14 protein-coding genes are annotated in these 14,174 nt (G+C 66.6%); 8 read left to right on the top strand and 6 right to left on the bottom strand.

Annotated elements, in window-relative coordinates:
• Positions 1 to 7 precede the first annotated feature (7 nt).
• Positions 8 to 1,558, top strand: coding sequence for a SulP family inorganic anion transporter (locus tag HWX00_RS26840; protein WP_175028762.1), 1,551 nt, complete (start codon positions 8 to 10; stop codon positions 1,556 to 1,558).
• Positions 1,559 to 1,630: 72 nt separating this feature from the next.
• Here HWX00_RS26840 and HWX00_RS26835 read toward each other — a convergent pair whose 3' ends face one another.
• The 6 genes from HWX00_RS26835 to HWX00_RS26810 all read right to left on the bottom strand — a co-directional run bounded on the left by HWX00_RS26835 (position 1,631) and on the right by HWX00_RS26810 (position 8,635).
• Positions 1,631 to 3,175, bottom strand: coding sequence for a 2-isopropylmalate synthase (locus tag HWX00_RS26835; protein ID WP_034190796.1), 1,545 nt, complete (start codon positions 3,173 to 3,175; stop codon positions 1,631 to 1,633).
• Between the two features lie 312 nt (positions 3,176 to 3,487).
• Complete coding sequence (pssA, locus tag HWX00_RS26830; RefSeq protein WP_034190795.1) at positions 3,488 to 4,360, bottom strand: CDP-diacylglycerol--serine O-phosphatidyltransferase; 873 nt, start codon at positions 4,358 to 4,360, stop codon at positions 3,488 to 3,490.
• Positions 4,361 to 4,375: 15 nt separating this feature from the next.
• Positions 4,376 to 5,020: a phosphatidylserine decarboxylase gene (locus HWX00_RS26825; RefSeq protein ID WP_031401923.1), complete on the bottom strand. Its 645-nt coding sequence runs from the start codon at positions 5,018 to 5,020 to the stop codon at positions 4,376 to 4,378.
• Positions 5,021 to 5,147: 127 nt separating this feature from the next.
• Entirely contained in the window at positions 5,148 to 6,164 is a 1,017-nt protein-coding gene (gene ilvC, locus HWX00_RS26820; RefSeq protein ID WP_034190794.1) for a ketol-acid reductoisomerase, read from the bottom strand.
• A gap of 104 nt (positions 6,165 to 6,268) precedes the next feature.
• Positions 6,269 to 6,760, bottom strand: a complete 492-nt coding sequence (gene ilvN, locus HWX00_RS26815; RefSeq protein WP_006398781.1) for an acetolactate synthase small subunit — start codon at positions 6,758 to 6,760, stop codon at positions 6,269 to 6,271.
• 111 nt (positions 6,761 to 6,871) lie between these two features.
• A complete protein-coding gene (locus HWX00_RS26810) occupies positions 6,872 to 8,635 on the bottom strand; it encodes an acetolactate synthase 3 catalytic subunit (protein ID WP_034190793.1) in 1,764 nt (587 codons plus the stop codon).
• 355 nt (positions 8,636 to 8,990) lie between these two features.
• Between HWX00_RS26810 and HWX00_RS26805 the strand changes: the two genes are divergently transcribed.
• The 7 genes from HWX00_RS26805 to HWX00_RS26775 all read left to right on the top strand — a co-directional run bounded on the left by HWX00_RS26805 (position 8,991) and on the right by HWX00_RS26775 (position 14,037).
• Positions 8,991 to 9,554, top strand: a complete 564-nt coding sequence (locus HWX00_RS26805; protein WP_034190792.1) for an RNA polymerase sigma factor — start codon at positions 8,991 to 8,993, stop codon at positions 9,552 to 9,554.
• Positions 9,551 to 9,976 carry a DUF3619 family protein gene (locus HWX00_RS26800; protein WP_034190791.1) on the top strand — a complete coding sequence of 142 codons (426 nt, stop codon included), beginning with the start codon at positions 9,551 to 9,553 and terminating at the stop codon, positions 9,974 to 9,976. Before HWX00_RS26805 ends, HWX00_RS26800 begins: the two co-directional genes overlap by 4 nt.
• A gap of 26 nt (positions 9,977 to 10,002) precedes the next feature.
• Entirely contained in the window at positions 10,003 to 10,764 is a 762-nt protein-coding gene (locus HWX00_RS26795) for a DUF3106 domain-containing protein (protein ID WP_034190790.1), read from the top strand.
• A gap of 6 nt (positions 10,765 to 10,770) precedes the next feature.
• Positions 10,771 to 11,277, top strand: a complete 507-nt coding sequence (locus tag HWX00_RS26790) for an RDD family protein (protein WP_034190789.1) — start codon at positions 10,771 to 10,773, stop codon at positions 11,275 to 11,277.
• A 224-nt stretch (positions 11,278 to 11,501) separates the two neighbouring features.
• Positions 11,502 to 12,440, top strand: coding sequence for a UDP-2,3-diacylglucosamine diphosphatase (locus HWX00_RS26785; RefSeq protein WP_049029370.1), 939 nt, complete (start codon positions 11,502 to 11,504; stop codon positions 12,438 to 12,440).
• Between the two features lie 29 nt (positions 12,441 to 12,469).
• A complete protein-coding gene (locus HWX00_RS26780; protein ID WP_034190787.1) occupies positions 12,470 to 13,504 on the top strand; it encodes a glycosyltransferase family 4 protein in 1,035 nt (344 codons plus the stop codon).
• Entirely contained in the window at positions 13,501 to 14,037 is a 537-nt protein-coding gene (locus tag HWX00_RS26775; protein ID WP_069705560.1) for a diacylglycerol kinase, read from the top strand. Before HWX00_RS26780 ends, HWX00_RS26775 begins: the two co-directional genes overlap by 4 nt.
• Positions 14,038 to 14,174: the final 137 nt, after the last annotated feature.

Genomic DNA, 14,174 nt, shown 5'->3' with positions numbered 1-14,174 from the left:
CCCAACCATGAAACTGAACGAGCGCCTCTCCACCCTGCCGCGCGACATCGTCGCCGGCATCGTCGTTTTCCTCGTCGCGCTGCCGCTCTGTCTCGGCATCGCCAACGCCTCCGGCGTCGAGCCGTTCGCCGGGCTCGTGTCCGGCATCGTCGGCGGCATCGTCGTCGCGCTGCTGAGCGGCTCGTCGCTGTCCGTCAGCGGGCCGGCCGCCGGCCTCGTCGTGATCGTCGTCGAAGGGATCGCGCAACTCGGCAGCTTCTCCGCGTTCCTGCTCGCGGTGCTGCTGTCCGGCGTGCTGCAGTTCGGGTTCGGCATGCTGCGCGCCGGCCGCTTCGCCGCCTACGTGCCGTCGCCCGTCATCAAGGGCATGCTCGCCGCAATCGGCCTGCTGCTGATCGTGAAGCAGATGCCGTTCGCGTTCGGCATCGGCGGCTCGGCCGCGCAATCGTTTGCGAACTGGCCGGACCTGCCGGTCGCATGGGCCGCCACGGCCATCGCGCTCGCGTCGCTCGCGCTGCTGATCGCCTGGGACACGCCCGCGCTGCGCCGCTTCGCGCTGGTGCGCGCGGTGCCCGCGCCGCTCGCGGTCGTCGTGCTCGGGATCGGCGCGACGCTCGTGCTGGGCTTCGTCGCGCCGGCCGTGGCGCCGGGCGCGGCCCATCGCGTGACGCTGCCCGAGCTCGGATCGTTCGCGGCGTTCGCGGCCTCGCTCAAGCACGCGGAGCTCGGCCCGAACTTCGCGCAGCTCGTCAATCCGGACGTGTGGCGCGTCGCGATCACGCTCGCGGTCGTCGCGAGCCTCGAGACGCTGCTGAGCCTCGAAGCGGTCGAGCAGATCGATCCGAAGCGCCGGCCGACCCAGCCCGATCGCGAGCTGAAGGCGCAGGGCGTCGGCAATCTCGTCGCGGGCGCGGTCGGCGGACTGCCGATCACGTCGGTGATCGTGCGCAGCTCGGTGAACGTCAACGCGGGCGCGCAAAGCCGGATGTCGGCCATCGTCCACGGGATGCTGCTGCTCGCGAGCGTGTTCGCGCTCACCGGCCTCATCAACCTGATCCCGCTCGCGAGCCTGGCCGCGATCCTGATCCATACGGGCTTCAAGCTCGCGAAGCCGGCGCTGTTCCGTTCGGTGATGAAGCAAGGGCCGGCCGCCTTCGTGCCGTTCGCGGCGACGATCGTCGGCGTGCTCGCGGTCGACCTGCTGTTCGGCATCGCGCTCGGCCTCGCGTGCAGCGTGCTGGCCGTCGCGGTCGCGAACCTGAAGAGCCCCGTCACGCTCGCGCAGCACGACGACCACTTCCTGCTGTCGTTCCGCAAGGACGTGTCGTTCCTCGGCAAGGTGCAGGTCAAGCACCACCTGCGGCACATTCCGGATCGCGCGGCCGTGATCATCGACGCGACGCGCGCCGACTACATCGATCACGACGTGCTCGAACTGCTCGACGCGTTCGTCGCCGACGCGCCGCGGCGCGGGATCGCGGTCGAGTTCCGCCGGCGCAGCCCGGCGCAGCGCCCCGCCGCGCGCCGCTGGCTGTTCCGCGCCCCCGCGGCCGAATGAGCGGCCGATGAAAAAACGCCCCGGCGGCACACGGCCGCGCGGGGCGTTTCGGTGGTGCGCTGCGCGCGGCGCTTACGCGCGCTGCGGGTTGAGCTTGTCGTCCTTCGAGTGCAGCTTGTTCAGCGCGGAAATGTACGCCTTCGCCGATGCGGCGACGATGTCCGGATCGGTGCCGACGCCGTTGACGATCCGCCCGCTCTTCGACAGCCGGACGGTCACTTCGCCCTGCGCCTGCGTGCCGGTCGTGATCGCGTTCACCGAGTACAGCAGCAGCTCGGAACCGCTGCCGACTTCACCCTCGATCGCATTGAACGTTGCGTCGACCGGGCCGTTGCCGCGTGCCTCGCCCGTCACTTCCCGGCCTTCGACCGCGAACACGACCTTCGCCTGCGGCTGCTCGCCGGTTTCCGAGCGCTGCGCCAGCGACACGAACTTGTAGTGCTCCTGCTCGTGCGCGAGTGCCGACTCCTCGGAGACGATCGCGATGATGTCCTCGTCGAAGATCTCGGCCTTGCGGTCGGCCAGGTCCTTGAAGCGCATGAATGCGGCATTCAGTTCGGCTTCGCTGTCGAGCGACACGCCGAGCTCCTGCAGGCGCTGCTTGAACGCGTTACGGCCCGACAGCTTGCCGAGCACGATCTTGTTCGCGGTCCAGCCCACGTCTTCCGCGCGCATGATCTCGTAGGTGTCGCGCGCCTTCAGCACGCCATCCTGGTGAATGCCCGACGCGTGCGCGAACGCGTTCGCGCCGACCACCGCCTTGTTCGGCTGCACGACGAAGCCGGTGATCTGCGACACGAGCTTCGACGTCGGCACGATCTGCGACGTGTCGATGCCGACGTCGAGACCGAAGTAGTCCTTGCGCGTCTTCACGGCCATCACGATTTCTTCGAGCGACGTGTTGCCCGCGCGCTCGCCGAGACCGTTGATCGTGCACTCGACCTGACGCGCGCCGCCGATCTTCACGCCGGCGAGCGAGTTCGCGACGGCCATGCCGAGGTCGTTGTGGCAGTGCACCGAGAAGATCGCCTTGTCCGAGTTCGGAATGCGCTCGCGCAGCGTCTTCACGAGGTTGCCGTAGAGCTCGGGCACGCCGTAGCCGACCGTGTCGGCGATGTTGATCGTCGTCGCGCCTTCGGCGATCACGGCTTCCAGCACGCGGCACAGGAAATCCATGTCGGAGCGGCTGCCGTCTTCCGGCGAGAACTCGACGTTGTCGGTGAACTTGCGCGCGAAACGCACCGCGAGGCGCGCCTGCTCGAACACCTGGTCGGGCGTCATCCGCAGCTTCTTCTCCATGTGCAGCGGCGACGTCGCGATGAACGTGTGGATCCGGAAGCTGTTGGCCGGCTTCAGCGCGTCGGCCGCGCGCTGGATGTCCTTGTCGTTGGCCCGCGCCAGCGAGCAGATCGTGCTGTCCTTCACCAGACCGGCGATCGTGTGGATCGCGTCGAAGTCGCCGTTCGAGCTGGCCGCGAAGCCGGCCTCGATCACGTCGACCTTCATCCGCTCGAGATTCTTCGCGATGCGGATTTTCTCTTCCTTCGTCATCGACGCGCCGGGCGATTGTTCGCCGTCACGCAACGTCGTATCGAAAATGATCAGCTTGTCTGTCATGGGGGGCTCCAGGGCTCTTTATACGGAAGTCAAACGTAATGAGATCGCGCCACCGCTGGCGACGCTCAACAACAGACGAGGCTTGACGGAGGGCGAGAACGGTCAGCGCGGCAGGCGCGCCAAAGCTAGCGCGCGTAGCGGCGCACCGGCTAGAAGGAGGGAGAGGCGGGAAAATGCAGTCATGCCAAAGACTATAGCGGCATTCCGCTGGCCGCGCAATCGGACGCCGCCCGGGGATTCCGGCCGCCCGGCGCGGAAAAGGGGCAAATGAAAACGGCGGCCGTGAGGCCGCCGTTTCCGGTCGATCGCACGTCAGTGATCGCGCTGAGACGAGCGCGCCGGATTCGCGCGCCCGCGGACGGCCATGTAGGCCCAGAACACGTAGCCGGACAGCCCGTACAGCACGAACAGGCAGAACAGCATCAGCGGCGGATCGGACGACACGAGCACGAACGCGACGACGACCAGCAGGATCGCCGCGAACGGCACGCGGTGCCGCACGTCGAGCGCCTTGCCGCTGTAGAACGGCGCATTCGACACCATCGTCACGCCGGCGTAGATCGTCAGCACGAACGCGACCCACGGCAACCAGCCGAGCTTCATCGGCACGCGGTTGTCGGTCGCGAGCCACACGAAGCCCGCGATCAGCGCGGCGGCGGCCGGGCTCGGCAGCCCCTGGAAGAAGCGCTTGTCGACCACGCCGATGTTCGTGTTGAAGCGCGCGAGGCGCAGCGCAGCACCCGAGCAGTAGACGAACGCGGCCAGCCAGCCCCAGCGGCCGAGATCCTTCAGCACCCACTCGTACATCACGAGCGCGGGCGCGACGCCGAACGACACCATGTCCGACAGGCTGTCGAACTGCTCGCCGAACGCGCTCTGCGTGTGCGTCATGCGCGCGACGCGCCCGTCCATCCCGTCGAGCACCATCGCGACGAAAATCGCGATCGCGGCGATCTCGAAGCGCACGTTCATCGCCTGCACGACCGCGAAAAAGCCGCAGAACAGCGCGGCGGTCGTGAATGCGTTCGGCAGCAGGTAGATGCCGCGCGTCTTCAGGAACCGCTGGCGCGCGGCGCGACGGCTCTCGAGCGGCGCCGGATCGGGCGCCATCCCCTTGTTGCGGCGGAACGGTCGTGGCGTCTGGCCGGAGCCGTTACGCGGCCGACGCGGTTTGAATGCGGCCATCGTGCGCCCCGCCGCTTACTGCTCGAGCTCGGCGAGGATCGTCGACGACGCGTAGACCTTCTCGCCGATCGACACCTTCGCGCGGCTGCCGAGCGGCAGGTACACGTCGACGCGCGAGCCGAAGCGGATGAAACCGTAGCGCTGCCCGCGCGACAGCGGCTCGCCGGCACGCACGTAACAGAGAATCCGGCGGGCGACGAGGCCCGCGATCTGCACGGCGGTGACGGTCTTGCCGCTCGCCGTCTGGATCACGACCGCATTGCGCTCGTTCTCGGTCGAGGCCTTGTCGATCGCCGCGTTCAGGAACGCGCCCGGGAAGTACTCGACCTTGGTGATCGCGCCGTCGACCGGCGAACGCTGCGAATGGACATTGAATACGTTCATGAACACGCTGATCTTCAGCGCTTCACGGTTCGCGTACGGGTCTTGTGCGGTCTCGACCGCGACGATGCGGCCGTCTGCCGGGCACAGCACCGCGTTCGGCTGCGCGGGGATCGGGCGCTGCGGATCGCGGAAGAACTGGACGACGAAGACGAGCAGCAGCCAGAACGGCCACGCGAAGCCGAAGCCCCCGACGGCGTGGATCAACAGCGCGATGACGGCAGCAATCGCGATGAACGGCCAGCCTTCGCGCGCGATGATCGGATGAGGATAGTTCATGGATTCGTTCTGTGTTCGGTGAATTGCAAAGCCCGTAGGATAGCAAAAGCCGCCCGGGGCACTGCTGCCTTCGGACGGCTTTTTGAAACCGACCCTCCACTCGAAGGGCCGGAACAGCTCGCGGAGCTTAGTTCTTCGTCTGGTCGACGAGCTTGTTCTTCGCGATCCACGGCATCATCGCACGCAGCTTCGCACCGACCTGTTCGATCTGGTGCTCGGCCGTCAGGCGACGGCGCGACTGCAGCGTCGGGGCGCCTGCCTTGTTCTCGAGAATGAAGCTCTTCGCGTACTCGCCGGTCTGGATGTCGGTCAGGCACTGCTTCATCGCCTTCTTCGTCTCTTCCGTGACGACGCGCGGGCCCGTCACGTACTCGCCGTACTCGGCGTTGTTCGAGATCGAGTAGTTCATGTTCGCGATGCCGCCTTCGTAGATCAGGTCGACGATCAGCTTCAGTTCGTGCAGGCACTCGAAGTACGCCATTTCCGGCGCGTAGCCTGCTTCGACCAGCGTCTCGAAGCCCGCCTTGATCAGCTCGACGGTACCGCCGCACAGCACGGCCTGCTCGCCGAACAGGTCGGTTTCGGTCTCTTCACGGAAGTTCGTCTCGATGATGCCGGCACGGCCGCCGCCGTTCGCCGCCGCGTACGACAGCGCGATGTCGCGTGCCGCGCCCGACTTGTTCTGCGCAACCGCGATCAGGTGCGGCACGCCGCCGCCTTGCGAGTACGTGCCGCGCACGGTGTGGCCCGGTGCCTTCGGCGCGATCATGATCACGTCGAGATCGGCGCGCGGGATCACCTGGCCGTAGTGGACGTTGAAGCCGTGCGCGAATGCCAGCGCCGCGCCTTGCTTGATGTTCGCGTGCACTTCCTTCGCGTACACGTCGGCGATCTGCTCGTCCGGCAGCAGCATCATGACGACGTCCGCGCCCTTCACCGCTTCCGCGACTTCCTTGACCGACAGGCCGGCGTTTTCGGCCTTGCTCCACGACGCGCCGTCCTTGCGCAGGCCGACCGTCACGTTCACGCCGCTTTCCTTCAGGTTCAGCGCGTGCGCATGGCCTTGCGAGCCGTAGCCGATGATCGTGACTTGCTTGCCCTTGATGAGGGAGAGGTCGGCGTCTTTGTCGTAGAAAACGTTCATGATGGTTCCTTCGCTAATTCAAAAATTCAACAATTCGTTCGGATGGAGTACTGCGGGCCGGGACATGACGGCGCACCCGGCGTGCCGGTCTGGCAAATTCGGCATCACACCTTCAGGATGCGCTCGCCGCGTCCGATGCCGGAGCTGCCGGTGCGCACGGTCTCGAGGATCGCGCCCGCGTCCAGCCCCTGGATGAATGCGTCGAGCTTGTCGCTCGCGCCCGTCAATTCGATCGTGTAGGTCTTCTCGGTCACGTCGATGATGCGGCCGCGGAAAATGTCCGACATCCGCTTCATTTCTTCGCGCTCCTTGCCCACTGCACGTACCTTGATCAGCATCAGCTCGCGTTCGATGTGTGCACCGTCGGTCAGGTCCACCACTTTCACCACCTCGATCAGGCGGTTCAGATGCTTCGTGATCTGTTCGATCACGTCGTCGGAGCCAATGGAAACGATGGTGAGCCGCGACAGCGATTGGTCTTCGGTCGGCGCCACCGTCAAGGTTTCGATGTTGTAGCCGCGTGCGGAAAACAGACCGACCACGCGCGACAGCGCGCCCGGTTCGTTCTCCAGCAGGACGGAAATGATGTGTCTCATGTTCGCTTCTTCCAGAATGTGTCCGTGTCGATTCACTCGCGCCGCGCGCCGCCGCGTGCCGCACCGCCCTTCGTGAAGGCGGCCGCCTCGGGCCAGGCGCGCGTCGCGCCGTTACAGATCTTCCGATCCGAGCAGCATCTCGGTGATGCCCTTGCCGGCCTGTACCATCGGCCAGACGTTTTCGGTCGGATCGGTCTGGAAGTCGAGAAACACGGTGCGGTCCTTCAGGCGCAGCGCTTCCTTCAGCGCCGGCTCCACATCCGAGGTCTTTTCGATCCGCAAGCCGACATGGCCGTACGCTTCGGCGAGCTTCACGAAATCGGGCAGCGCATCCATGTACGAATGCGAATAGCGCTTGCTGTATTCGATCTGCTGCCACTGGCGGACCATGCCGAGGTAGCGGTTGTTCAGCGAAATGATCTTCACGGGCGTGTCGTACTGCAGGCAGGTCGACAACTCCTGGATGCACATCTGGATCGAGCCTTCGCCCGTGATGCACAGCACGTCGTCGTCCGGGTGCGCCATCTTGACGCCCATCGCCGCCGGCAGGCCGAAGCCCATCGTGCCGAGGCCGCCGGAGTTGATCCAGCGACGCGGCTTGTTGAAACGGTAGAACTGCGCGGCCCACATCTGGTGCTGGCCGACGTCCGAGCACACGAACGCATTGCCGTCCGTCAGCTCCCACGCCTTCTCCACCACGTACTGCGGCTTGATGATCTCGCTTTCGCGGTCGTACTTCAGGCAGTCCTTCGCGCGCCAGCCCTCGATGTCCTTCCACCATTGCGCGAGCGCCTCGGTGTCGGGGCCGTGCTCGGCCGTCTGCAGCTGCTCGATCAGCTCCTTGAGCACTTCCTTCACGTCGCCGACGATCGGGATGTCGACCTTCACGCGCTTCGAGATCGACGACGGGTCGATGTCGATGTGGATGATCTTGCGCGGACGCGACGCGAAGTGCGCCGGGTCGCCGATCACGCGGTCGTCGAAGCGGGCACCGATCGCGATCAGCACGTCGCAGTGCTGCATCGCCATGTTCGCTTCGTAGGTGCCGTGCATGCCGAGCATGCCGAGGAATTTCTTGTCCGACGCGCGATAGCCGCCGAGGCCCATCAGCGTGTTCGTGACCGGGTAGCCGAGCAGGTCCGCGAACTGGTTCAGTTCACGCGACGCGTCGGCGAGGATGATGCCGCCACCCGTGTAGATGTAAGGACGCTTCGCCGTCAGCAGCAGCGACACGGCCTTGCGGATCTGGCCCGAATGGCCCTTCGTGACGGGGTTGTACGAACGCAGCGACACGCTCTTGACGGGCTCGTACTGGCACGGCGTCTTCGAGATGTCCTTCGGGATGTCGATCAGCACTGGGCCCGGACGGCCGGTGCGGGCGATGTAGAACGCCTTCTTGACGGTTTCCGCGAGGTCGCGCACGTCCTTCACGAGGAAGTTGTGCTTCACGCACGGACGCGTGATGCCGACGGTGTCGCACTCCTGGAAAGCGTCCTGGCCGATCGCGGCAGTCGGCACCTGGCCGCTGATCACGACCATCGGGATCGAATCCATGTAGGCCGTTGCGATGCCGGTCACCGCGTTGGTGACACCGGGGCCCGACGTCACGAGGCAGACGCCGACATTGCCGGTGGAACGCGCATACGCATCGGCTGCGTGCACGGCCGCCTGTTCGTGGCGCACCAGCACGTGCTGAATCTTGTCCTGCTTGTACAGCTCGTCGTAGATATAGAGAACCGAGCCGCCGGGATAGCCCCAGATGAATTCGACGTTTTCGTCGGCGAGTGCCTTCATCAGCACGGTGCCGCCGATGGAGTCGCTATCGGGAGGGGAAAGGGGTTCCGACGTGGAGAATTCCGCGCTGGGCATGTTCATTTTGACCTTTCGAATTTTCGGCAAAAAATTGATCGGGTGCTCTCTGCCGGGCTTGTGGCTCGGGTTCAAGCGGCGCGTCCAGTTTGAAGGGCGGGCTTCTTGGGCCAGCCTCAAATGAGACCATCACTTCATGTTGCGAATCGTTGACGATAGCGGGTCGTGGTTGGGTCGTCAAGCAAAATATCCCGCACCGCATCATGCGCGCCGCCCGGCGCCCCGCCGCCGCGGCTCGCGCGCAACGTGCGGCGCCCGACCCGGTGCCAAGCGGCACGAAAATTTGATAGCATCCGCGGGTTTTACGAAATTTTTCGACCTTTTACACCACGCAGCGGCCCGCAGCGCATACCTTCACGGAATGGCATCAGACAAGGAACTCGCCGACTTTCTGGCGGGCGTCGAAAGGCGCGCGTTCAAGCAGGCTGCGTACGCCGTGCGTGACGACGATGCGTCGCTCGACATCGTGCAGGACGCGATGATCAAGCTTGCGGAAAAGTACGGCGACCGGCCGGCGGCCGAATTGCCGCTGCTTTTTCAGCGGATCCTGCAGAATACGGTCCACGACTGGTTTCGCCGGCAGAAGGTCCGCAACACGTGGGTCACGCTCTTCTCGTCGCTGAACAATACCGACGACGAAGACTTCGACCCGCTCGAAACACTCGAATCCGCGGACGACAACGCGGGCGTCGAGAGCAGCGAGCACCGCCTCGAAAGAGAGCAGGTTCTGGCCCTGATCGACGAAGAAATCCAGAAGCTTCCGGCGCGTCAACGGGAAGCGTTCCTGATGCGTTATTGGGAAGATATGGATGTCGCCGAGACTGCCGCCGCAATGGGGTGCTCCGAGGGCAGCGTGAAGACGCACTGCTCGCGGGCCACCCATACCCTGGCGCAAGCGCTCAAGGCCAAAGGAATCACGCTATGAGCTCCGCTCCCGCAAACCGAGAACACGAATTCGCGCTGAAGGTGCGCCGCGCGCTTGACGAGCGTGCGGCCGCGCTGCCTGCCGCGACCACCGATCGTCTGGCCATCGCCCGCCGGGCCGCGCTCGCGCGCAAGAAACCCGAAGCCGCGACCGCGCCGGTGTTCGTGCCGGCCTTCGCCGGCGCGGCCGGTGCCTACGGACCGGCGCCCGTGAACCGCCCGAAAGCGTCGTTCGCGCGCCGCCTGCTGCGCGCGTGGCCGCTTGCGCTGCTGCTCGCGGGGCTCGTCGGCATCGCCTACTGGGAAGACATGCAGCGCACCGCCGAACTCGCCGACATCGACGCAGCGATGCTCAGCGACGACCTGCCGCTCAACGCGTATCTCGATCACGGGTTCAACGCGTATCTTTCGCGCGCTCACTAACAGACAATAACGAGGGGATCGCACGGGTGAGTCAGAAGCGCGGCCTGGCCGTATTTTTCGGATGCGTGATCGCGATCGCCGTTTCCTACGTCGCCACCTATTCCCGATTTCACCCGGCCCCCGCGACGACCACCGTCGCGGCCGTCAGCCCCGCCGCGCCTGCCTCGGCCGCGACCGGGCTGGCCACCGAACTCCCGCCGCTGCCCCTGCCGCTGCCGGCCGCCACCGGCCCGCTGTCGTGGGCGCGCCTCACGCCGGCGCAGCACGCGGCACTCGCGCCGTTCGCCGATCAGTGGGATGGCTTCAGCGACGCCCGCAAGCGAAAATGGCTGAAGATCGCGTCGCGTTTCGCGAAGTTGTCGCCCGATGACCAGAAGCGCCTGCAGGACCGGATGGCCGAATGGGCCAAGATGACGCCCGAGCAGCGCCGCGTCGCGCGCGAAAACTACCAGAGCGCGAAAGAGCTGTCCGCGCAGGCGCGCGAGCGCGCGTGGAAGGCCTACCAGCAACTCCCCGAGGAGCAGAAGGAACGTCTCGCGGCCGCCGAGCGCCGCCGCAGGCCGAGCGTCGTCAGCGCACCGCCGACCGTCGCCGACCGTGACGTCCGCCGCCTCGTCAATTCGCACGAACATCCGGCAAGCGGCGCCGCAGCCGCACCGGCGCCTGCCTCGGGCGGCGCCGCCGCGCAGCCGGTGCCCGCGTCGTCGACGGCCGGCACCGCGTCCGCGCCGGCCGCCGTGGCGCCGGTGTCGCCCGCCGACGCACCGTCGCTGTTCAAGGGCTCCTGAGCGGCCGTGGCAGACGCCCGCGCCCCCGAGATCCCGGCCGCCGCGCCCTCCGTGCGGCGGCGCCTCGCCGCGCTGCTCTACGAAGGCGTGCTGCTGTTCGGTGTCGTGTTCTTCGCCGGGCTCGCATTCGGCCTCGCGACGCAGCAACGCAACGGCCTCGTCCATCACAACCTCCTCGCCGCGTGGATCGCGCTCGTCGTCGGCGCGTACTTCGTCTGGTTCTGGACCCACGGCGGCCAGACGCTGCCGATGAAGACCTGGCGGCTGCGCCTCGAATCGTCGAACGGCCGGCCGCTGAGCGCCGGCCACGCGCTCGTCCGCTATGCGCTCGGCTGGCTGTGGTTCCTGCCTCCGCTCGCGCTGCATCCGCTCCTCGGCCTGTCGGTGCCCGTCACGCTCGCGCTCACGGCCGCGTGGATCGTCATCTGGGCCGGCGCGGCCCGGCTGCATGCCGGCCGCCAATTTCCGCACGACCGGATCGCGCGCACCCGCGTCGTCGCGATACCGCGCTGACGCGCCGCACTCCTCAGACGAAAACCGCTCGTCCCGCCTTCCGTCATCCGGCCAGACGGCGCTGCCGGACAACCGCCGGCCGTTCCGTGCGGCAGGTCACGCAAGGGCCGTGATTCACTGCTAAACACCCGGCAGCGGTCGTAATAAGAACGTCTCGTGACTGTCACGGCACAGTCATGCCCGCATGGCGGAATGCCGATAATGTCAACCGGCGCGAGTCATGCATGGGCCAGAAAACGTCCGCGACCTCCCTGTTCCGTCACCCTATCGGCGCCCGCGCCGCCACCGCCTTCCTGTCCGGTTCGGCTGCAACCGATGACCTGGCGTCGCAAGAACCGCCTGCCACGCATCCCGCGCGGCACGACGATCCCGACCCGTCCGCCCATCGCTACCGCACCATCTGGCTGTCCGACATCCACCTCGGCTCGAGCGGCTGCCAGGCGCCGTACCTGCTCGACTTCCTGCGCCACAACGATTCGGAATACCTGTATCTCGTCGGCGACATCATCGACGGCTGGCAGTTGAAGAAAGGCTGGTACTGGCCGCAGGCGCACAACGACGTCGTGCAGAAGATCCTGCGCAAGGCGCGCAAGGGCACGCAGGTCGTCTACATCCCCGGCAATCACGACGAGGGCGCGCGGCAGTTCTGCGACCTCGCGTTCGGCGACATCCAGGTGCGCGGCGAGGCCTTCCACACGACGATTGCGGGCAAACGTTTGTGGATCGTGCACGGCGACCTGTTCGACGGCGTGATCCAGCACGCGAAATGGCTCGCGTATCTCGGCGACACGCTGTACACGCTGATCCTCGTGCTGAACCGCTGGTTCAACCGGATCCGCAGCCGGCTCGGCTTCCAGTACTGGTCGCTGTCGCAGTACCTGAAGCACCAGGTCAAGAACGCGGTCAACTTCATTTCGCAGTTCGAGACCGTGATGACCGACGAGGCGCGCCGCCGCGGCTGCGACGGCGTGGTATGCGGCCACATCCACAAGGCGGAGATCCGCGACATCGACGGCGTGCTGTACTGCAACGACGGCGACTGGGTCGAAAGCCTGTCCGCGCTCGTCGAAACGATGGAAGGCGAACTGAAGATCGTCTACTGGACGGTGATGCGCTCCGCACCGTCGGAGACCACGTCGCGCAAGGCCAAGGCCACTGCCTGACACAACCCTACTTACAGGACAAAGCCGCGATGAAGATCATGATCGTCACCGACGCGTGGGAACCGCAGGTCAACGGTGTCGTGCGCACGCTGAAGAGCACGTCGCGCGAGCTCACCGCGCTCGGCCACCGCGTCGAACTGCTGACGCCGCTGGAATTCCGCACGGTGCCCTGCCCGACCTACCCCGAGATCCGCCTGTCGATCCTGCCGTACCGCAAGCTGCGCGCGCGGATCGATGCGTTCGCGCCCGACGCGCTGCACATCGCGACCGAAGGCCCGCTCGGCCTCGCCGCACGGCGTTATGCGCGCGCGCGCAAGCTGCCGTACACGACCGCGTACCACACGCGCTTTCCGGAATACGTGCAGGCGCGTTTCGGCATCCCGCTGGCCGCGACCTACCGCTTCCTGCACTGGTTCCACGGCCCGTCGCTCGCGGTGATGGCGCCGACGCCGGTCGTCAAGCAGGACCTCGAGAAATTCGGCTTCACGAACGTCGTGCTGTGGACCCGCGGCGTCGACCTCGAGATCTTCCGCCCGATGGAGTCGAAGGTGCTCAACACCGCGCGGCCGATCTTCCTGTACGTGGGCCGCGTCGCGATCGAAAAGAACGTCGAGGCGTTCCTGCGCCTCGACCTGCCCGGCTCGAAGTGGGTCGCGGGCGAAGGCCCCGCGCTCGCGGAACTGAAGTCGCGCTATCCGGAGGCGAACTATCTCGGCGTGCTGTCACAGGCCGAGCTTGCAAAGGTGTATGCTGCGGCCGACGTGTTCGTGTTCCCGAGTCGCACCGACACGTTCGGCCTCGTGCTCCTCGAGGCGCTCGCCTGCGGCACGCCGGTGGCCGCGTATCCCGTCACGGGCCCGATCGACGTGCTCGGCGAAGGCGACGCGGGCGCGATGCACGAGGACCTGCAGGAAGCCTGCCTCGAAGCGCTGAAGATCGAACGCACGACCGCGCGCGCGTGGGCCGAACGCTTCTCGTGGCGCGCGGCATCCGAGCAGTTCGCGTCGCATCTGAAGCCGCTGCCGAAGACCGCGTACTCGCCAGCCGAAGGTGCCGCCGTTTGAAACGAGACCTGAACGACAAGATCCCGCCTCCCGCCTCCACGCCGCAACGGCACCGTCCGTTCGACGAGGACGAGCCGCATGCCGAAGCGGACGTGCACGCGCACGAGCCGCTCGGCCCCGACGACCCATTGTCGCCGCTGCCGCCGAACCCGTACAAGCGCCACCGCGGCATCACGCGCGCGTGGTATGCCCTCAAGCATTCGCTGAACGGCTTTCGCGTCGCGATCCGCGAGGAGAGCGCGTTTCGCCAGGAACTCACGCTCGCCGCGCTGATGCTCCCGATCGGCGCATTCGCGCCGGTGCCGGCCGCGTCGCGCGCGCTGCTGATCGGCTCGGTGCTGCTCGTGCTGATCGTCGAGCTGCTGAACTCGAGCGTCGAGGCCGCGATCGACCGCATCTCGCTCGAGCGTCACGAACTCTCCAAGCGTGCGAAGGATCTCGGCAGCGCGGCCGTGACGGTCGCGCTGTTCGCGTGCGTGACGACGTGGGGCTTCGTGCTCGGCCCCGTCGTCGCACGCTGGCTCGGCTTCTAGACGGGGACCGGGCGCGCGCGCCGCGGGCCGCCCGCGTGCGGCGCTGCACCATGCGCCGCGCGGGGGCGCGATCACGAAATGCCCCCGATGTGGCGAAACCCCGGTTTATAATCGTCCGCTAGACATAGAACAGCAAC

It is taken from the genome of Burkholderia seminalis DSM 23518 (assembly GCF_902832885.1).
GTDB lineage: Bacteria > Pseudomonadota > Gammaproteobacteria > Burkholderiales > Burkholderiaceae > Burkholderia > Burkholderia seminalis.
This window is presented reverse-complemented; position numbering and strand designations above follow the sequence as displayed.